Genomic DNA, 17791 nt, shown 5'->3' with positions numbered 1-17791 from the left:
AACCTTCTTGTTGGGAGAATCTGAAGTGAGAGATAAATGCGGTATTGTAGGGATTTACTCACAGGATAAGAAAACCGGTGTGGCCTCCCAGATATATTATGCGCTCTACGCACTGCAGCACAGGGGACAGGAGTCTGCAGGGATCTCAACATTCAATGGGAACGATATACTGACACACAGGGGAATGGGGCTGGTCTGCGACGTCTTCAATCCTGAGAAGCTAGAGGAACTTAAGGGGAACGTCGGGATAGGACACGTGCGCTACTCAACCACAGGCGAATCAAGGATTGAGAATTCTCAGCCATTCTGGAGCGAATTTCAGGGAGGTAAAATTGCAATAGCCCACAATGGAGACATCATAAACTCCATGGAACTCCGGGAGGAACTCGAGGAGGAGGGTCACAACTTTGTCTCAACGACGGACTCAGAGGTCATCTGCCACCTCCTCAGCAGGGAATACGATGAGAAACCGAACATGATATACTCCATAAAGAGGGTTTCAGAGCAGCTGGTGGGATCATATTCCCTGGTGGTGCTTCTGAACCAGGACCTCTATGTCGTCAGGGACCCTGTGGGTATAAAACCACTGGCCTTTGCAAGGAAGGGCAGCACCCAGATCGTGGCCTCGGAGACCGTGGCCTTTGATGTCATAGGTGCCGAGCATGTAAGGGACGTCCAGCCCGGTGAGATACTCCACCTGAACCGGGGCAAATCCTACTGGGTTGCAAACGCCCCCAACACCAGGAGGGCCCACTGCATGTTTGAGTACGTCTACTTCGCAAGGCCGGACAGTGTAATCGACGGGCGCAACGTATACAGGGTCCGCCTCAATATTGGGGAGGCCCTCTACAGGGAGCACCCGGCCAACGCAGACGTGGTTGTACCCGTACCTGACTCATCCATCCCGGCGGCCATAGGATACTCAAGGGCCTCAGGGATACCCTACGGTGAGGGCCTGATAAAGAACAGGTACGTGGGTCGTACATTTATAATGCCGACCCAGGAGGAACGTGAAACAGCGGTTAAACTCAAGATGAACCCCATAAGGTCCGAACTTGAGGGTAAACGCATAGTACTCATCGATGACAGTATAGTGAGGGGGACAACCTCAAGGGCACTCATTGACATCATAAGGGATGCCGGGGCAGAGGAGATACATCTGAGGATAGGCTGCCCACCCATAAAGTCCCCGTGCTACTATGGCATAGCAATGGCAACGAAGAAGGAGCTCATAGCATCCACCAGGAACGTTGAGGAGATAAGGAGGATAATAGGTGTTGATTCCCTGGGCTACCTCAGCATCGAGTCCCTGGTGGAGTGCATAGGTATAAAGAAGGGATTCCTGTGCACGGGATGCCTTGACGGGGACTACCCCACACCCCTACCATCTGACATAAGTGAATATGAGGCCATGAGGTCCTGCTCCAGATGATGGGACCCTGACTGCTGATTTTCATTGTTGTATAAAATTAAGGATTGTTTTTCAGTGATTGAGATGCCTGAACTCCTATCACCGGCCGGAGACTTTTCTTCCCTCATGGCAGCCCTCAGGTCAGGGGCGGATGCAGTCTACATTGGACTCGAGGGCTGCAACATGAGGGCCCGGGCAGATAACTTTAGGGTAAGTGAGGTTGCAGAGGCGGTGGAGAGGGCCCACGACCACGGCTCAAGACTATATGTCTGCACCAACACGGCCCTCAGGGATGATGATGTTGAGAGGCTCAAGAATATCTTTCCAGAACTCCACTCCGCAGGTGTTGATGCTGTCATAGCCTCTGACCTTGCAGCGGTGGACCTTGCAGCTGAATGCGGGCTGGATGTCCATGTAAGTGTACAGGCAAACATTACAAACACCCGTACACTCACCATACTCAGGGACATGGGGGTCTCAAGGGCTATACTCTCAAGGGAACTGTCCCTCAGAGAAATCGCAGGGATTGCGTCGGCTTCACCGGTTGAGGTTGAGGTCTTTGTTCACGGAGCCCTCTGCACCGCCATCTCAGGGAGGTGCTACCTGAGTTCCTACCTCTATGGCAGAAGTGCAAACTGTGGTGACTGCCTGCAGCCCTGCAGGAAGAGCTGGAGACTGGTATCCGAGGACGGTGAATTCGACCTTGAGGTGTCAGCTTCAGAGGCTGTAAGGAGCTACCTCCTGAGTCCCGCGGATCTCTGCATGATCGAGCACATACCTGAACTTGTTGATGCAGGTGTCCATGCACTTAAAATTGAGGGTCGAGGGCGCCCTGCTGATTACGTTGCAACGGTGACAGGTGTCTACAGGGAGGCCCTGGACAGGTACCTCAGTGGTGAGTGGAGATTTGAGGAGCGCTGGCTCAGTGAACTTAGAAAGGTCTTCAACAGGGGCTTCAGCACGGGATTCTATTTCAGCGAACCTGAGAACGGTAGCAGCGGAAACATATCCGAATACATCAAGGAGGACATTGGAGAGGTAGTTAATTACTACAGGAAGGTCGGTGCAGCAAGACTACGACTATGGAGACCCCTCAGGGTGGGTGATGAGGTTATAATCCAGGGAAAAACCACCGGGGCCCTCATACAGCGTGTTAAGTCCCTCCAGATAGAGGGGGAATCGGTAGAGGTGGCTGAAGGTGGGGAGGTTGGCCTCCTTGTTGAGGACAGGGTCCGGCCAGGGGATCTTGTCTACAGGAGAGTTAAGAGGCCTGATTCCTGAGAACCCGGTTTCTGAAAAACCCACCTTCAATGTTCCAGTTGTTCCTTTTTTCTGGCCTCCTAAACATCATCTTTCCAGGTCAGTATGTGGAGGGGGACTGTTATTTTTAAAAGTGATGGTCCACATATTAAAGATGGGTGAAGAGATGATAAGGGTAAAGGATGCTATGCAGAGCGATGTTATAACCGTTAAGAGAACCAGCAGTATCCATGATGCGGCAAGGGTACTCAGGGAGAACAGGATAAGCGGTGCCCCGGTTGTGGACGAGGACGGGAAACTTGTGGGTATCATCAGTGAGGGAGATATAATGAGGCTCATAGAGGTCCACTCCCCCAGCCTTAACCTCATCATGCCCTCACCACTGGACCTCCTTGAACTCCCCCTCCGCATGAAACACGAATATGATGAGATAGCGAGGGGTATAAGGAAGGCTGCGGTCATGCGCGTGGAGGAGATAATGACCCCTAAGGTTGTAACCGTGCCCCCACACGCCTCGGTCTCAGATGCAGCTGAGCTCATGGAAAGGCATGACATCAAGAGACTGCCAGTGATTGATGAGAATGGAAGGCTGGCCGGAATAATAACGAGGGGAGATATAATAGGGGCCTTTGTTAAGTGATCGCTCAGTGGTGTCTCAATGAAGAGGATAGCCATCTATGGTAAGGGAGGTATAGGTAAATCCACCATCGTCTCAAACATGGCAGCGGCTTATTCATCGGAGCACAGGGTCCTTGTGATAGGCTGTGACCCCAAGGCAGATACCACAAGGACACTCTATGGTGAGAGGCTCCCCACGGTTCTGGATGTGCTGAAGGAGAACAGAGAACCCGATGTTTCTGAGGTAATACACACAGGATTTGGGGGTGTAAGGTGCGTTGAATCAGGGGGCCCTGAACCAGGTGTGGGGTGTGCCGGGAGGGGCGTCATAGTTGCAATGAACCTCCTGGAAAGGCTTGGAGTATTCAGGGAGGACATTGATGTCGTTATCTATGATGTCCTTGGTGACGTTGTCTGCGGAGGCTTCGCAGTTCCCCTGAGGGAGGACTTTGCAGATGAGGTCTACATAGTTACATCCGGTGAGTACATGTCCCTTTACGCAGCCAACAACATTGCACGGGGCATAAGGAAGCTCAAGGGTAAACTTGGAGGTGTCATATGTAACTGCAGGGGCATCAGGGATGAGGTGGAAATCGTATCTGAATTTGCTTCAAGGATAGGTTCAAGGCTGATTGGAGCTGTGCCCAGAAGCAATCTTGTCCAGGAGAGTGAGCTTGAGGCCAGGACTGTCATAGAACGGTTCCCTGAGTCTGAACAGGCCTCTGTTTACAGGAAACTTGCGGAGGATATCTACAGGAACACTGAATTCACGGTACCCGAACCAATGGATCAGGAGGAGTTTGAGGAATTCTTCAGAAAATTCAGGGTTGAGGGTTAATGAAGGTGGTTCCTGAGATTCATCCTATCACAGGTTGGTCTTTCATGGTCTCTGATGGAGGATATGGTTATGGAGAGGTTTGAGCAGCTTGGAGTATTCCATCTGGCAGCTGGATTTCTGATAGTGATTATGGCGGTATGGGCACTTGACCCATCAGGTGCCCTTGGAACTGAGCCCCAATGGCACGCAGCCCTTAAGTTAATCTTTGGGGCTGTGATGATGGCTGCAGGGGTTAAACTCCTGAGGGGATAGTCATATCCCCCATTCATGGACCTCAGCTCCCAGTTCCCTGAAGGCCCTCTTCACAGATTCTGTGGCATCATTTTTATTTTTGAAGTGATGCAGGTGTGATTTGCAACTACAGTCTGAACAGCCGAAGCCCCTGACAGATTTTTCTCCATGGAGCTTCTCTGAAACTGCACACTCAAGTCTTCTTTTATCTGTTGTGTAGAGGACACATTCAACCTCTGCACCGTCCAGGAAGTGGTCTATGTGCCACCTCCTCCTTTTCTCGGAGCTGAGGTGTCTTTTTATCCTCGCCTCAAGGGAGCTGAAGCCGGAACCAACATATACATAGAAGCCTGGAGGGAACCTCACGGTTCCAAGGCTTCCGATCCTCCTTTCAGTCCCTCTGCAGTTTATAATGAGACAGTACGTTCCCTTCATCAGCATCATTCCCTGGATTTAACTGGGCGTTTTCATAGGTGCATATCTTCTGTACATCATGTATAATAATCTTAGCTGAACATTTACTAATTTAAGATGATGTACACTCATTTCAGGTAATAAATCGAATGGTTATTATCACAGCAAGAAACTTTTAGTAAAATTTATATCCATCACAATTTAATATTAATTCTGGTTTCTGCAGGGTACCATTACCAGTGGGGGTGATACCATGGCAGTGGCAAAATGGTTGCTTTATATAATTGGTATAATACTGGTACTGATGGGTATACTGGGTTACCTTGGGATTCCGTATCCGGCTCTCAAGGACCCGGCATGGCACGCTGCCCTTAAAATAATTATCGGGCTTGTAGCCCTCTGGGGAGGTACGAAGGCAGAGTAGATTTTTTGCCAGTTGAACTCTTTTTTCTGGGCCCTGCAGAAACCCAATTTTTCCATGGTGATCCAATGGGAGTGTTGAGATATACTCTGAGGGCAAGGGGACATCCCAATGTCACAGCAGGCCACAGGACAACCTTTGAGGTCACTGTGGACCCTGAGATAGGTGAAACAGCAGACTGTATAATAGGTGTTTCATCATCTGATTCCATATCAACACTTCCCGATGAGATGAAGAGGGCCATAGCACGTGAATCATCACTGGTCAGGGTTATACTGAGGACAGAGAATGGTTATGATGAGATAAGGGGCTACGGGCACCCTGAACTCACCCTTGACCATCCAACAGATATAGTGTGCAGGAAGAGTGATTACATCTGCAGCAGGACGCTGATGATACGGGCTGATAAGGCGGCATTTGATCTTGATGAGAATCTTGTGAGGGATCTGAGGAAGGGCAGGGAACTCAAGGTTGAGATAATAGTCGAATATTAATTCTGCGCTATTTATACTTGCTGGAAGCCATTGAGAACCTGAGATTAAGTACAGTTTGGAATCTTACTATTAAAAAAACTTTGAAGTCCAGTACTGCCTACTCAAAATTGATGAAATAGAAGTGCAGGGGACGGGATTCGAACCCGCGAAGGGACTCCCCCACTAGGCCCTCAACCTAGCGCCTTTGACCGCTCGACCACCCCTGCATGGGAAAATCAGTGCTGATCGGGGAGTGAAACAAAGTATCTACATTTTACTATTTAAAGTTTGCGGTAGTTCAGACATCTGCCATGAAACGGGACCTGCTGGTGCCATCATATTTATGCAGATGAAAGGATATACCGATAGGCTGAAAGCTGAATTCTCAGTTATTAGCGACCTGACGGGTGATCACTATGGACTGTCTTAGGGAGGTGGGTGATGACCTTCTTGTGAACATTGAGGTATCACCTGCATCGGGAAAATTTGGGATCCCATCCTACAATGAATGGCGGAAGAGGATTGAGGTGAAGATCCATTCACCCCCCCAGAAAGGGAAGGCAAACAGGGAGATAATAAAGGAATTCTCAGAGACCTTTGGAAGGGATGTTGAGATAGTGTCAGGGCAGAAGAGCCGTCAGAAGACAATCAGGATTCAGGGCATGGGAAGGGATCTCTTCCTGAAGCTGGTCTCAGAAAAATTTGGTCTTGAAATTCCATGAATGTTTTAAGAGCTGTTATTAAATGTACAGAAAACTTTATTAGTCATCAAGATAAAAAAAACAACTGGAGGTTAGAAATGATTTCGACAGTCACAACAACAACTACCACCACGGTGACAACCGCAGATGTCATGACATACAGCATAATAGCAGTAATTGCACTTATTGGTTTCCTGGCTGTTAAGGAGGTGCTCAGCTCCGATGAAACAGGAAACGAAACATTAAAGGCACTGGTATCCGGTTCCAACGTGGCAATTCTGCCACTGCTGATAGTGTTTGCAGCGATAGTGATATACAGGGTTCTGACAATTGTCTAAAGGGGGTAAAGGATGAACAGAAATGCTTTAATACTGGCCATAGTGGTTATAATCATCATAGTGGGAGCCGCGGCCCTCATGATGGGAAAACAGACAGTCACACCCCCTGTAGCAGGCGCAACACTCCTTGCATTCGACAACCATGCCACTGACCATCAGGTACATGCGGTTGCGGTTATAGAGAACGTATCAAAGGCTGATGGCTCACTAACGAACATATACATGGATTCATGGCTTCAGCCAAATGGAAGGGTCACAGCGGATCTATCAAAGGAACTTGGCTACAATGGATCATTACCTGCCGGAACAACATTTACACTGAAGATGTGGATCGATCCACATGGTAACAAAACAGGAAACGCCACCATCAACATGACAGTAAATGGAGGTAGCCAGGACAAAATCGATGACGAAACAAATGCATACCTTCTTACAGCATCACACGCATTCTACCCGGCATCCACCATAACTTCAAACCAGATCAACGTCACACAGGACAATGCAAGGGGCGCTGAATTCCTCAAGGGTATAAAATCAATATACGTCGAGCTTCTCATAACAGTGAATGCTGATGGGACGGTTACAATAACACAGCTTGCACCTCCAGTTCTATGTACTCTTGCAGCGGGTGGTTAAAACCTTTTTTTATTTTTTTTAAGTAACGGAGGTTTTTTTTCTATGAAGGCAGTTATACCAGCAGCTGGCCTTGGGACCCGTTTTCTGCCTGCAACCAAGGCACAGCCCAAGGAGATGCTACCGGTCTTTGACAAGCCAACAATACAGTACGTTGTTGAGGAGGCAGTAGCCTCGGGTATAGATGATATACTCATAATAACAGGTAAGGGTAAGAGGTCGATTGAGGACCACTTTGACCGTTCATTTGAACTTGAATACTTCCTGAGAAAGAATAACAAGATGAATTACCTTGACGAGGTTGAGGCGATTTCAGACCTTGCAGACATCTACTTCGTGAGACAGAAGGAGCAGAAGGGCCTCGGGGATGCAATATACTGTGCAAGGAAACATATAGACGGTGAGGACGCCTTCGCTGTTCTCCTTGGGGACACCATAACATCATCAGGGGTCCCCTGCACGCGCCAGTTAATGGATATATATGAGAGGTACGGGGCATCTGCAATTGCAGTGGAGGAGGTCCCCAGGGATAAGGTGGAGCGATACGGTATCATAGATGGTGAAGAGGTCTCAGAGGGAATCTACAGCATAAGGGATATGGTTGAGAAGCCACCTGTAACTGAGGCGCCTTCAAACCTTGCCATAATGGGCAGGTACGTCCTTGAGAGTGAAATATTTGACCACATAAGGGAGGTACCACCTGGATTTGGTGGCGAGATACAGCTCACAGATGCCATGAGGTGCCTCGAGGAGGTCTATGGTTGCGTTTTCAGGGGACGGACCTATGATATTGGTAACAGGGTTGACTGGCTTAAAACATCCCTTGAGTTTGCAATGAACGATGATGAGATAAGGCCCGAGTTAATTGAATATCTGAAGAATCTCATTGATGGTTACCGGTAGCCTCCCGGCACCATGACTCTTGAATTTTTTAATGTTGAAGGGAACTCCCATTTCTTTTTTGAATTTTAATGAAAATTAGAGGAAGGGCATTATCAGGAAGAGAATGGAATTCGATATGCCGTGGGATACGGTTATCCCTGAAATGCTCCTTGTTCTCTGGAAAGCCAGCCCATAGATCATGGCGACACTGAAAACAAATATAAGGTCGTAACCGGATTTCCAGCCAACGTGAAGGGCTGTGAAGAGGAGTGAAGCATACAGAAGTCCTGGAAGTTTTCCCATAACGTCCTCTGCATTTCTCTGAAGGATCCCCCTGAAGAGGAGCTCCTCTGCCAGTCCCGTCCCTATAAGCATGACCAGAAAGCCCACCAGTAGATTTGAAACTGAGGGCGAGGGTATCAGTGCTTCGGGTCTGAGTATCTGGTACTCGATGTAACCCATGGGAAAACCGGTAAGTGCAACAGCCAGCTGCCACTTCCGACCTTTAAGATTTAATCCAACATCATCCCTTCCAAGTTTCTGGGTCCTCATGAGGGCAGCGGATGCAGCAAACAGGGGTATTGCTATTATAACATACCAGTAAAGGTGTTTAATGACCGCGAGGGGCATTGAAAGCCCCACGATCCTTATGAGTGGCAGTATCATCATGGCGGCAAGGAGGACCTTCATCTTCTTCTTTGATAGGGCCGAATGGATAAAGAGGGCGAAAAGGAGAGACGCATGAATCACGAGGCCCAGTTTCATGCTTATGAACGTCGTCGAATACTCGGCGATGATGAGAATTGCAAGGTAGAGGAGCAGTACGGAGGCGTTGTACCTTAAAATCTCTTCCCTGAGTTCTGCCTCCAGTTCCTTCATCTTTGAATATGCGACAAGGACCTTGATTTTGTCCTGGTTCTTCATGCAGATCTCATTGTACTTTCTGTATGCCTCAAGGGCCTCATCGTGTTTCCCCATCTTCTCGAGGATCCTTGCACTGTAGAGTACAGCATCTGATTCCCTTTTAAGATCCCCTGTTTTACGGAAACCCGATGCTGCAAGGTTGTAGAACCATGCGGCCCTCTTCAGTTTGCCCTTACCCTCATAGGCCCTCCCCATGCAGAGTGAAACATCAGCCTCATGGGGGTCATCCACCTCCCTGTAGAGCTCTAGGGCATTCCTGTAACTCTCAATGGCAAGGTCTGTTCTGCTGATCCTGTGGTACTCCCTCCCGATTCTGAACAGGGTGTCAGCGGTCTTCTTTAGATCACCTGATTCGGCGTATTCATCAGCGACCCTGTTAAGGTATTTTAGTCTGTCAACGTAGTCCTCGGGTCTTAGAACTCTTCTTCTCTCCAATATATCACCTGATCCATTAATGGATTGTTTCGTCGAAGCTGACTATCATGGTATTCTCTCCGTACCACACCTAATCCATTGCCATTCTGTGGAATAGCTCGCCGTCCACGTGGAGGTCCAGCTGACCTGCAGAGGGAAGTGACGCCTTTTCAAACTTCCTGACGTCCTGGAGGATGCTCATATCAAGTATGGCCTCCATTGACCTCACACCATGTCTGTATTCAGGTATCATAAGGAAAGCGTTTAGAACTCCCTCATCGATTCTAAGGCGTCCGCTGGCATCAAAAAGGTGGGGAGCCTTCCTTTCGAACATGGATCTCAGGAGTATTGCCCTGCGTAGCATGAAAAACTTGTCGCGTCTGTGCTGTGGGTCTGGACCTATGATGTTCACGTATCCTCTGAGCCGGCTTATGAAGTCCCTGACCTTGGCCTCCTTCAGAACCTCAGGGTCCTGTGACTCAAACTCCTGGAAGGTGCTGCTCGTACCCCCGGCAAATACCAGGATGCATTTGCCCAGGGGATGCATGCTGTCGCCTTCCCTGAACTCTCCGTCCTGCATCGGTGCAAGGAAGTACTTAACCCAGCCCAGTTTTTTCTCGCCGATAGGGGAGTCGAATTCATCAAAGAATGCCTGGGGGACCATACCCTCAAGTACAGCGTCTCTTATCTGGTGGAAGGCGTCTATAAGATCATCCTCGCACCTGAACTGGGATATGTTGAAGTTTAGGTGCTTTATTCGCTCAGGATCAACACTTGCGGCAAGCTGGCTCACTGCGAAGGATTTGCCGGCACCGGGGGGCCCGAACACTCCAATGCAGAGGGGTCTCTCAGGGTTATCATTTTTCATGTACTCCACCATCAGGTTCCTTATGCTCTGATAACCCTCGATCTCCCTTCGGTCTGCTGTTATAAGTTTACCGAAGTGGGCAACAGGTAGCGGACATTTTTTTCTACTGTAACCGTTTATCACAATGTATCTTGAAACTGACTCTATGTCAAATAGTGGGGGTGAACTGGCGATTGTCCAGAGTCCCCGGGGGTGTTGAGGTATTTCAACAGCCCCTATCTCATCATCTGCACTCATGAATACATCAGATATTGGGTAGTCAGGTTCGGATGAAAACCCTCTTTCAAGGAGTCTGGCAGCGGCTGTAATACCCCGCCTTATGCATTCATCCATCTCACGACCCTCTGATAGGGCCGCGGTGAATGCTGCAGTGAACGCAGAGCCACAGCCCTGCATTTTTCCCGGGGCCCTCTCTGTAAGGTCGCCCTCAAAGAACTGTGGGTGGTAGAATAGCCTGACATCCCCCCTGTTGTAATTTATGGCGCCCTCGAGGCCTATGCGGACCACCACGTTGAGGTCCCTGAGATCTTCGAGTGATCTGTTGTTCTCCATCTGCCAGATGAAGTCCTCTGCGGTCCTCTCCCATGAGAGCCTTCTTGTTATGTTGGCACCGTGCTCCCTGAGGTCATCTGCGGTTATTATGACTATTAGCTTCTCTGGATGTTCTTCCAGGAGGTGCTCCCAGAGGCTGCCTCTGAACAGTGGTGATGACATCTTAAGCACAATGAGGGGGTCTCCACCCATGATCTGGGACGGCCACCGCTCCTCCATCTCCCTGAACCCGTTCCCAGCGTCATCGATCACTATGATGGGGGATTCATGTTCCTTTAAACTGAATGGCATTGATGGAAGACCGCTGTCCGGGCCGGTGTAACCCATGAACTTCTTGACATGATAACCATCGCCTGTGGCTTTGAGTTCCGCGAAGGAGTGTATGAACTCTGAGGGGTCAGTGTTGCCTGGCTCATCCCCTATTGATGGGTGATTAACCTCCGTAAAGTTCTTCAGCATCCTTGCTGTGAGGAGTGCGCCGCCCTCAAGCGCCTTCCTCTTGAATCCAAGGTGGTTCTTCCAGTTAAATTCTGAGACATCAGAGTCTCCCTTAACGGACCACTGTATCCAGTCAACGGTTATATCTCCTGTGACGGTTATCATGAGATCCCCCCTCTGATCCTTGAATGCCAGTTCCATGCGGTTTCTATTATATCCTCGAGTTCTGTGAATTCCGGCCTCCAGCCAAGGACCCTCCTGGCCCTACCGGCACTGCCCACGAGTTCCGGTGGATCACCTGGTCTTCTGTCATCCTCAACAGCATTTATACTGGCACCTGTGACCTCCCTGCAGGTCTCTATAACCTCCATGACTGAGAAGCCGTTCCCGTTTCCAAGGTTGAAAACCCCGCTTTCTCCACCCTCAAGGTATCTGAGCGCCCTCCAGTGGGCATCTGCCAGGTCCATAACGTGGATGTAGTCCCTCACACATGTTCCGTCGGGTGTTGGGTAATCTGTGCCGAATATCCGCACGGCGTCCCGCAGACCCAGGGCAACATCCAGGACGATGGGTATGAGGTGCGTTTCAGGGTTATGAAGCTCCCCCACCTCTCCTTCAGGGTCTGCTCCGGCTGCATTGAAGTAGCGGAGCGAGACATAGTTGAGACCATAGGCATCCCTGTAGTCCCCCAGTATCTCCTCAACCATGAGTTTGGATCTGCCATAGGGGCTTATGGGGTTGAGGGGGTGTTCCTCGCTTATTGGTATCTCCATGGGGTTCCCGTAGACTGCACAGGTGGATGAAAATATGAAGTCCCTGACGCCATGGTCCACCATGGAATCCAGGAGGTTTATGGTGTTCACGACGTTGTTATGGTAGTACCTTCCTGGTTTGAGGACCGATTCACCGACATCTGTGAATGCTGCGAAGTGCATGACCGCATCCACGTCATGGGTTTCAAAGGTCCTGTCAAGGAGTCTCCTATCACCCAGGTTACCCTCTATGAATTCACCCCACTTAACAAAATCCCTGTGGCCCCTTGTGAGGTTATCAAGGATGAGGGTTTCGTATCCCCTCTCTGATAGAAATTTATTGACATGTGACCCGATGTATCCTGCTCCGCCAACGATTAGTATCATTTTATCACACAGATATGATTCTGTCTATATTTCTGTTAACATGTAAATAAGGTTTGGTGGCCTGTTTTTGTGGGTAGGTCTTTGTGGTCTGCCTTTGCATAGCTTTAATGGTCTGATTTCATATATTAATCTGAGGTGATGTTTTGAACTACTTTGTCTTCGCGCTACTTGCAGCTCTCATGTTCGGTCTTGCCCCGGTCTTCAGCAAGATAGGTCTTGAGGGGCTTAACCCCGGTGTTGCCCTAACCATAAGGAGTTCGGTGATAACCATGATCATGCTCATATGGGTCATGTTCAATGGGGGTGCGGAGGCGCTTTCAGAGGCAGGTCCCAGGGGATGGTTCTTTCTGGCTCTTGATGGGATATCAGCGGCCCTCCTGGGACAGCTATTCTAGTACTACGCCCTCAAATCGGGGGATGCCTCTGTGGTTGTCCCGGTGGTTGCAGCCTTCCCCATCTTCACGGTGATGGTTGCGGCACTACTTCTGGATGAGAGCATAACGGCGACAAGGCTTGCCGGCCTTATGATGGTTGTTGCTGGTGTGATCCTTGTTAGAATGTGATCTAACACAGTTTTTTGCGAAATTTAGATAAATTTTTATCACTTGAGGTTGATAAGATTAATGGAGAGGTTTTTATGGAGATAAGTGAGAAGATGGTTGAAGGGATTCGTGTGGCCTACATTGAGTGCAGGGGAAGCTATGAACGTATACCGGAGTACATCTCTGAGGTTGCGGGATGGGTGCTTAAGAACGGTCTGCAGATGACAGGCCGTGTATATGGGACATACTACAACACTCCAGAGGAGGTTGATGAGGAGGAACTCCTCTACGAGATAGGTGTTTCCATTGCAGGTGAGGCCGAAGCGGATGAAAGGGTTAAGATAAAGAACCTACCATCCCACAGGGTCATTGCAGCGTTACATGAGGGACCATACACTGAGGTGGGGCCGGTTATACATGCCCTCATCGAATATGCGATGGAGAATGGCTATGAGATTACAGGGCCTGTGACAGAGGTTTACCTCAACAGTCCACTGGAAGTTGACGAATCTGAGCTCCTTACAGAGGTCCAGATCCCTGTTAAACGGTCAGAATGATAATTTTGAGGGATCTAAAGATCCCCCTCAAACTTTAAAACCATTTTTAGCACAATCAGTATTTTTTGTCTTAGGTTTTCAGAGGTATTTCCACGCTATTTGAGTTTGTGCTGTGTTTTCCGGTCATATCTGTGTAGCTTACACCGAAGCCCCCTATAAAGTAGGGGTTTGACAGCGTTGCGTCATCTCCAAAGTCCTTCTTAACCTCCTCCTCTGTGGGTATGTAAATCTGGACCTGGAATTCCACCTGTTCACCGGGTCCTATAACAGAGAAGCTCCTTTCGAAGTCCTGTGAAGAAACCTTAACGTTTTTGGCGGGACCCTCACCATCATTTCTCAGTTTACACTTCAGAGTGATATTTGTGCCTGGTTTTGCAGTTTCAGGTCCTGCCTGAGTTGCGACAATCCTGGCTGAGCCTGGTTTATGGGTTTCTGTTTTATTGGTTCCCAGAGTTTCCGGGCTGGTGTTACCATCTGCACTGCCATTTCCATTTAGGATGTAGACTCCAGCGGCGCCTGCAATAAGAAGCACCACAATTAAAGAAACCAGTTTTAAATTCATATTTACCGCCTCCAGATTTAATAGAGATATGGGTCCTTTCATTATAAATGTTTTTGGATGTTTAATGGGAAAGTGCATATACTTGAACGATCACATAATATCAATGTGGTTTAAATGAAAATTGAAGAGCCGATTAAAACGACCGTTGAGGAGCTTCGCAAACTCCTCGACGTGAAGAACCTTGTGGGTGAGGCCATTGAAAGCGAGGACAAGATACTGATACCCCTGATGAAGATGGGGGTTGGATTCGGGGCCGGTATGGGTGAAGGAAGGGCTTCAACATCGGATACTGGCGCCGGAAGCGGCGCAGCTGCCGGGGCAGGAGTTGAACCCGTGGCGGTCATCGTTCTGCTGAAGGGTGTTGAGGGACCCGGGGGTGTCAGGGTCATAGATCTAACTTCAGGTAGGGGGAGAGTTATAGGTGAACTTGGATCCGCAGTCACCGATATAATAAGGGAGATCTCAGATAAGGGGGATTCTGAGGTAAAACGGGGAGAATAAGGTTTTCATGAAATTCCTCATCTCTGGCGGTTCCACTGGGGCTGCTGGCTGCGCTGCTCATCTCACCCTACACCCTGGTCATCAGGGGTACTAAGAAGGGGCAGAACATGGATTTCAGGCTTCAGATCCTGCTCTGGAGACTTGGAATATTCAGAAAAAAATTTAAAGGTGCTGATAAAGAAAAGGGTGAGGAATTTGAGTTTAAAAGGCTGATTGAACTGGCACGCAGGGCCCTAATTGCCAGAAGGGATATTATGGATCTTGCAGGGAGCGTCCTATCTTCAATTAACCTTCAGAGACTGGAACTGACTGTTGATGTGGCCTCGGATGACTTGGCAGGGACCGCAGAGCTCTCAGGTTACCTCTGGACCATTTCAGCATTGACTGCAGGGGTGAGGAATGTTGAAATAATGGTCAGACCTGACTTTTCAGGTAATGAGGTGAATGGTGTCCTTGAACTCAGCTTAAGGGTGACACCCCTCAGGCCACTTCTAACATTTCTCATGCTCCTCAGGAGGAGAACTTTCAGGGAATTCATCTCAGGTCTCCGGGCTTTCTCATGACTCTTATGATGCTGGTGTGTGTTAATGAGGATAATTGAGGGGGCATGTCCCGCTGCAGCTGTGGATGCCGGTGGCAGGCTTTTAATACCCGTCTTCAGGGTCAGCTTCATCCTCACAGAAAAGGGTATAAATGCAGTCTCACTGAAACCTATACTGTGTATCGTGATGGAGGGTGAGATGAGGTACATCGTATCCCTTCAGGGTCCCTGTGACCCTCATACCCTTTAAGTTGCACTGATAAGATTCTGGTGATTATGATGGAGAATGATCGCATATCAGACTTTTTCATTGTGGCATTCATATTTTCATGGGTACTCTGGATACCTGTAGCAATGGTCTCTGCGGGCTTCAGTTTTCCCCAGCCCCTGCAGGCATTCCTTGAAAGCCCCTACAACCCTGCAGCATTCGGCCCAACACTTGCAGCCGTTCTCCTGAGCTACAGGTATGGCGGCCGGGATGAACTGCTGGCACTCCTCAGGAAAGGTGTTAATTACGACTTTCACAGGATCTGGTGGCCTGTAATCCTCTTATTCTTTCCTGTGCTAACTGCAGTGGCACTCTACCTGGGTGTCCTGTGGGGTGACCCCCAGCCGTACCTCTACTGGACCTCACAGCCCCTCATGGTCATAATGGTGTTCATTTACATATTCTTCCTCGGAGGGCCACTGCAGGAGGAATTCGGGTGGAGGGGCTATGCCCTTCCACGGCTTCAGAGGAGGTACTCGCCAATCTACGCGGCCCTGATAATAGGGTTCATATGGGGGCTCTGGCACATACCCCTATTCTTCATTGGGGGTAGCATACAGTCCCAGGTCCCATTCTGGAGTTTCATGATCCTTATAATCTCTGCCTCGGTGATATATACCTGGGTCTACAACTCCACAGGCAGTATACTGGCCACCATGATAATCCACACAACAGGAAACCTCTCATACTTCCTCTTCCCGGTCCAGGGCACCCTTGCTGGAGGAATATTCCTGATGATTCTGAACGTGGCTGCAGCCCTTGCTGTGATGTTATTTGCGGGATCAGAACTTAAAACAGACTTCGGTGGTCAGGGGCACTGAATTTTTCATGGATAAAAAAATAATTTGAGGGTTCATCAGCGTGGGTCCGGACCCGTGACTGTGGGGTTGTCCTCTATCTGGGTCCACTCGGTGAATGATCCCTCATATATCCTGACATCAGGGTACCCAAGGTACCACCTGAAGAGGAGGAACTCGTTCGTCGCCTCCCTGCCGGTGCCGCAGCTGCAGATTATCTTCCTGTCGGGTGTTGCACCCACTGAATTTACGAGTTCAAGTATCTCATCCTCTGGCTTCAGCAGGGTCCTGTTTTCTGGGTCCATGAGGTCAGCCCAGGGGAGGTTAACTGCGCCCGGTATGTGCCCGGGTTTTATCCAGGGGCCCTGCCCCTCATAGACCTCTGCCGGTCTTGCATCGAGCAGCAGAACGTCTTCATCGTCCTTTATCCTTTTGAATTCAGGGTACTCTATGTAGAAGTCCTCCTTTGTCACAGCAGAGAAACCGGATTCCTCAACCTCAGGGAATACCTTTGTTAATTCTCCACCGGCCCTCTTCCACTCTGCGAGTCCGCCATTGAGTACCAGAATGTTTTCATGGCCAAACCTTGCAAGGCTGTAGGCCACCATGGTCTGCTCGAGACCATCACCCCAGCCCTTGACTCCGCCGGTACCTGTGTATACAACGGTGGGCCTGTTTTCGATCCCTGCCTGCTGGAATATCAGCTCGACTGCTCCCTCAGGGATGTACATCGCCGGTGCCTTCCCACGGGGCTCCCTGAAGAGGCCCTCGTTGAGGTAAACTGCTCCGGGTATGTGTTCAAGTATGTAGTCGTGGATGTTTGGCTGACAGTCTATTATGGCAACATCCTCCATATTCTCCATCAGCCATTCAGGCGTCACCCACCTGACACGGCCGTCCCCCTTACCATATGGTTCCATGGAATCACTCCTAACATATTATGTAATAAGTATGTCATCGATAGATATACATTTTTCGATGGAAGCATGAAAATAAGAAACAATTAAAGAGATCGGTTGAAAATGTTATAAATTGTTGAACCTGCCATCCCTGAACCTTTCTCTGTAGTGTATGAGGGCATCGGGTTTCTTTCCTGTTATCCTTTCAGGCAGGCTCTGGTTCAGGAACCCCTCCACCACGTCTTCAAGTATCTCGAGCCTCTCCCTTGCCTCATCGAGGAGGTCCTTGGTTATCTCTATGCGGTGCTTCAGGCGGTTATTCTCATCCTCCAGTTCCTGGAAGTCCCTTAGCTTGAGGTCAAGTCTCATAACCTGCAGTCTGTTAACCTCCTCCTGCAGCCCGGATTTTTCGGATCTGATCTCATCGACCCGTCCCATGCAATCGGCGAGCTTGAGTTCAAGTTCCCTGATCTTCCTGTCCCTTTCAGCTATCTGGTTCTCAAGTTCCTCAATTTTCTCTTCAGGATCCATGTGTCTGTCTCCTTACATTAAATCTGAAATCATAGGTC

23 protein-coding genes, 1 tRNA gene and 1 pseudogene are annotated in these 17791 nt (G+C 49.3%); 17 read left to right on the top strand and 8 right to left on the bottom strand.

What is annotated here, in order from left to right; translation table 11 throughout:
* Window positions 1-25 precede the first annotated feature (25 nt).
* The 5 genes from purF (at window position 26) to MTH_RS02990 (ending at window position 4379) form a co-directional block, all read left to right on the top strand.
* The gene (purF, locus tag MTH_RS03010; RefSeq protein ID WP_048060868.1) at window positions 26-1432 is read left to right on the top strand and encodes an amidophosphoribosyltransferase; all 1407 of its coding nucleotides are present in this window, start codon (window positions 26-28) and stop codon (window positions 1430-1432) included.
* A gap of 63 nt (window positions 1433-1495) precedes the next feature.
* Window positions 1496-2692, top strand: coding sequence for a peptidase U32 family protein (locus tag MTH_RS03005; protein WP_048060867.1), 1197 nt, complete (start codon window positions 1496-1498; stop codon window positions 2690-2692).
* Window positions 2693-2837: 145 nt separating this feature from the next.
* Window positions 2838-3311, top strand: coding sequence for a CBS domain-containing protein (locus MTH_RS03000; protein ID WP_010876282.1), 474 nt, complete (start codon window positions 2838-2840; stop codon window positions 3309-3311).
* Between the two features lie 18 nt (window positions 3312-3329).
* Window positions 3330-4127 (top strand): Ni-sirohydrochlorin a,c-diamide reductive cyclase ATP-dependent reductase subunit, encoded by a 798-nt coding sequence (cfbC, locus tag MTH_RS02995; protein WP_010876281.1) that lies wholly within the window; start codon window positions 3330-3332, stop codon window positions 4125-4127.
* Between the two features lie 69 nt (window positions 4128-4196).
* Entirely contained in the window at window positions 4197-4379 is a 183-nt protein-coding gene (locus tag MTH_RS02990) for a hypothetical protein (protein ID WP_143485754.1), read from the top strand.
* On the opposite strand, the gene MTH_RS02985 is transcribed toward MTH_RS02990, so the two are convergent.
* Complete coding sequence (locus tag MTH_RS02985; protein ID WP_048060865.1) at window positions 4380-4793, bottom strand: GIY-YIG nuclease family protein; 414 nt, start codon at window positions 4791-4793, stop codon at window positions 4380-4382. It abuts the gene before it with no gap.
* Window positions 4794-5025: 232 nt separating this feature from the next.
* Here MTH_RS02985 and MTH_RS09810 point away from each other — a divergent pair, with 232 nt between their 5' ends.
* Together MTH_RS09810 and MTH_RS02980 are read left to right on the top strand one after the other, a co-directional pair.
* The gene (locus MTH_RS09810; protein WP_010876278.1) at window positions 5026-5196 is read left to right on the top strand and encodes a hypothetical protein; all 171 of its coding nucleotides are present in this window, start codon (window positions 5026-5028) and stop codon (window positions 5194-5196) included.
* A 74-nt stretch (window positions 5197-5270) separates the two neighbouring features.
* Window positions 5271-5687 (top strand): DUF371 domain-containing protein, encoded by a 417-nt coding sequence (locus MTH_RS02980; protein WP_048061234.1) that lies wholly within the window; start codon window positions 5271-5273, stop codon window positions 5685-5687.
* A 122-nt stretch (window positions 5688-5809) separates the two neighbouring features.
* On the opposite strand, the gene MTH_RS02975 is transcribed toward MTH_RS02980, so the two are convergent.
* Window positions 5810-5893, bottom strand: a tRNA-Leu gene (locus tag MTH_RS02975).
* Between the two features lie 189 nt (window positions 5894-6082).
* Between MTH_RS02975 and MTH_RS02965 the strand changes: the two genes are divergently transcribed.
* From MTH_RS02965 to galU, 4 genes are all read left to right on the top strand, one after another.
* Window positions 6083-6388, top strand: coding sequence for a DUF167 domain-containing protein (locus MTH_RS02965; protein WP_048060863.1), 306 nt, complete (start codon window positions 6083-6085; stop codon window positions 6386-6388).
* Between the two features lie 77 nt (window positions 6389-6465).
* Entirely contained in the window at window positions 6466-6705 is a 240-nt protein-coding gene (locus MTH_RS02960; protein WP_048060862.1) for a hypothetical protein, read from the top strand.
* Window positions 6706-6717: 12 nt separating this feature from the next.
* On the top strand, window positions 6718-7341 hold the full coding sequence (locus tag MTH_RS02955) for a hypothetical protein (protein WP_010876274.1): 624 nt from the start codon (window positions 6718-6720) through the stop codon (window positions 7339-7341).
* A gap of 42 nt (window positions 7342-7383) precedes the next feature.
* Complete coding sequence (gene galU, locus MTH_RS02950) at window positions 7384-8241, top strand: UTP--glucose-1-phosphate uridylyltransferase GalU (protein WP_010876273.1); 858 nt, start codon at window positions 7384-7386, stop codon at window positions 8239-8241.
* A 75-nt stretch (window positions 8242-8316) separates the two neighbouring features.
* Here the strand turns inward: galU and MTH_RS02945 are convergent, their stop codons facing one another.
* The 3 genes from MTH_RS02945 to galE form a co-directional block, all read right to left on the bottom strand.
* Window positions 8317-9579 (bottom strand): CPBP family intramembrane glutamic endopeptidase, encoded by a 1263-nt coding sequence (locus MTH_RS02945; RefSeq protein ID WP_010876272.1) that lies wholly within the window; start codon window positions 9577-9579, stop codon window positions 8317-8319.
* Window positions 9580-9649: 70 nt separating this feature from the next.
* The gene (locus MTH_RS02940) at window positions 9650-11581 is read right to left on the bottom strand and encodes a hypothetical protein (protein ID WP_010876271.1); all 1932 of its coding nucleotides are present in this window, start codon (window positions 11579-11581) and stop codon (window positions 9650-9652) included.
* Window positions 11578-12555: a UDP-glucose 4-epimerase GalE gene (gene galE / locus MTH_RS02935; protein ID WP_010876270.1), complete on the bottom strand. Its 978-nt coding sequence runs from the start codon at window positions 12553-12555 to the stop codon at window positions 11578-11580. Before galE ends, MTH_RS02940 begins: the two co-directional genes overlap by 4 nt.
* A 143-nt stretch (window positions 12556-12698) precedes the next feature.
* On the opposite strand from galE, the pseudogene MTH_RS10040 reads away from it, so the two are divergent.
* Window positions 12699-13118 (top strand): annotated as a pseudogene (locus MTH_RS10040) (EamA family transporter).
* A 74-nt stretch (window positions 13119-13192) separates the two neighbouring features.
* Window positions 13193-13654: an AraC family transcriptional regulator gene (locus MTH_RS02925; protein WP_048060861.1), complete on the top strand. Its 462-nt coding sequence runs from the start codon at window positions 13193-13195 to the stop codon at window positions 13652-13654.
* A gap of 70 nt (window positions 13655-13724) precedes the next feature.
* Here the strand turns inward: MTH_RS02925 and MTH_RS02920 are convergent, their stop codons facing one another.
* Window positions 13725-14258 carry a hypothetical protein gene (locus MTH_RS02920; RefSeq protein WP_238374236.1) on the bottom strand — a complete coding sequence of 178 codons (534 nt, stop codon included), beginning with the start codon at window positions 14256-14258 and terminating at the stop codon, window positions 13725-13727.
* A 72-nt stretch (window positions 14259-14330) separates the two neighbouring features.
* Here MTH_RS02920 and MTH_RS02915 point away from each other — a divergent pair, with 72 nt between their 5' ends.
* From MTH_RS02915 to MTH_RS02900, 4 genes are all read left to right on the top strand, one after another.
* Complete coding sequence (locus MTH_RS02915; RefSeq protein WP_010876265.1) at window positions 14331-14717, top strand: GerW family sporulation protein; 387 nt, start codon at window positions 14331-14333, stop codon at window positions 14715-14717.
* A gap of 107 nt (window positions 14718-14824) precedes the next feature.
* Entirely contained in the window at window positions 14825-15280 is a 456-nt protein-coding gene (locus MTH_RS02910; protein ID WP_010876264.1) for a DUF2953 domain-containing protein, read from the top strand.
* Window positions 15281-15304: 24 nt separating this feature from the next.
* Window positions 15305-15508 (top strand): hypothetical protein, encoded by a 204-nt coding sequence (locus tag MTH_RS02905; protein ID WP_048175416.1) that lies wholly within the window; start codon window positions 15305-15307, stop codon window positions 15506-15508.
* A 29-nt stretch (window positions 15509-15537) separates the two neighbouring features.
* Window positions 15538-16347 carry a CPBP family intramembrane glutamic endopeptidase gene (locus MTH_RS02900; protein WP_048060859.1) on the top strand — a complete coding sequence of 270 codons (810 nt, stop codon included), beginning with the start codon at window positions 15538-15540 and terminating at the stop codon, window positions 16345-16347.
* A 35-nt stretch (window positions 16348-16382) separates the two neighbouring features.
* On the opposite strand, the gene MTH_RS02895 is transcribed toward MTH_RS02900, so the two are convergent.
* Window positions 16383-17243, bottom strand: a complete 861-nt coding sequence (locus MTH_RS02895) for a sulfurtransferase (protein WP_010876261.1) — start codon at window positions 17241-17243, stop codon at window positions 16383-16385.
* A 105-nt stretch (window positions 17244-17348) separates the two neighbouring features.
* Entirely contained in the window at window positions 17349-17753 is a 405-nt protein-coding gene (locus MTH_RS02890) for a hypothetical protein (RefSeq protein ID WP_010876260.1), read from the bottom strand.
* Window positions 17754-17791 lie beyond the last annotated feature (38 nt).

Origin of the sequence: Methanothermobacter thermautotrophicus str. Delta H (genome assembly GCF_000008645.1) — an archaeon.
GTDB classification, from domain to species: domain Archaea; phylum Methanobacteriota; class Methanobacteria; order Methanobacteriales; family Methanothermobacteraceae; genus Methanothermobacter; species Methanothermobacter thermautotrophicus.
The sequence above is the reverse complement of the archived record's forward strand: the minus strand, read 5'-3'. Positions and strand labels throughout refer to the sequence as shown.

Coding starts and splice junctions, on each gene's coding strand:
- MTH_RS02920 (WP_238374236.1), bottom strand. CDS start 14,258: ATGAAAGGACCCATATCTCTATTAAATCTGGAGGCGGTAAATATGAAT.
- MTH_RS09810 (WP_010876278.1), top strand. CDS start 5,026: ATGGCAGTGGCAAAATGGTTGCTTTATATAATTGGTATAATACTGGTA.
- MTH_RS02960 (WP_048060862.1), top strand. CDS start 6,466: ATGATTTCGACAGTCACAACAACAACTACCACCACGGTGACAACCGCA.
- MTH_RS02925 (WP_048060861.1), top strand. CDS start 13,193: ATGGAGATAAGTGAGAAGATGGTTGAAGGGATTCGTGTGGCCTACATT.
- MTH_RS02895 (WP_010876261.1), bottom strand. CDS start 17,243: ATGGAACCATATGGTAAGGGGGACGGCCGTGTCAGGTGGGTGACGCCT.
- MTH_RS03005 (WP_048060867.1), top strand. CDS start 1,496: ATGCCTGAACTCCTATCACCGGCCGGAGACTTTTCTTCCCTCATGGCA.
- MTH_RS02905 (WP_048175416.1), top strand. CDS start 15,305: ATGAGGATAATTGAGGGGGCATGTCCCGCTGCAGCTGTGGATGCCGGT.
- MTH_RS02940 (WP_010876271.1), bottom strand. CDS start 11,581: ATGATAACCGTCACAGGAGATATAACCGTTGACTGGATACAGTGGTCC.
- galE (WP_010876270.1), bottom strand. CDS start 12,555: ATGATACTAATCGTTGGCGGAGCAGGATACATCGGGTCACATGTCAAT.
- MTH_RS02990 (WP_143485754.1), top strand. CDS start 4,197: ATGGAGAGGTTTGAGCAGCTTGGAGTATTCCATCTGGCAGCTGGATTT.
- MTH_RS02890 (WP_010876260.1), bottom strand. CDS start 17,753: ATGGATCCTGAAGAGAAAATTGAGGAACTTGAGAACCAGATAGCTGAA.
- MTH_RS02955 (WP_010876274.1), top strand. CDS start 6,718: ATGAACAGAAATGCTTTAATACTGGCCATAGTGGTTATAATCATCATA.
- MTH_RS02910 (WP_010876264.1), top strand. CDS start 14,825: ATGGATTTCAGGCTTCAGATCCTGCTCTGGAGACTTGGAATATTCAGA.
- MTH_RS02915 (WP_010876265.1), top strand. CDS start 14,331: ATGAAAATTGAAGAGCCGATTAAAACGACCGTTGAGGAGCTTCGCAAA.
- galU (WP_010876273.1), top strand. CDS start 7,384: ATGAAGGCAGTTATACCAGCAGCTGGCCTTGGGACCCGTTTTCTGCCT.
- MTH_RS02965 (WP_048060863.1), top strand. CDS start 6,083: ATGGACTGTCTTAGGGAGGTGGGTGATGACCTTCTTGTGAACATTGAG.
- MTH_RS03000 (WP_010876282.1), top strand. CDS start 2,838: ATGATAAGGGTAAAGGATGCTATGCAGAGCGATGTTATAACCGTTAAG.
- cfbC (WP_010876281.1), top strand. CDS start 3,330: ATGAAGAGGATAGCCATCTATGGTAAGGGAGGTATAGGTAAATCCACC.
- MTH_RS02900 (WP_048060859.1), top strand. CDS start 15,538: ATGGAGAATGATCGCATATCAGACTTTTTCATTGTGGCATTCATATTT.
- MTH_RS02985 (WP_048060865.1), bottom strand. CDS start 4,793: ATGAAGGGAACGTACTGTCTCATTATAAACTGCAGAGGGACTGAAAGG.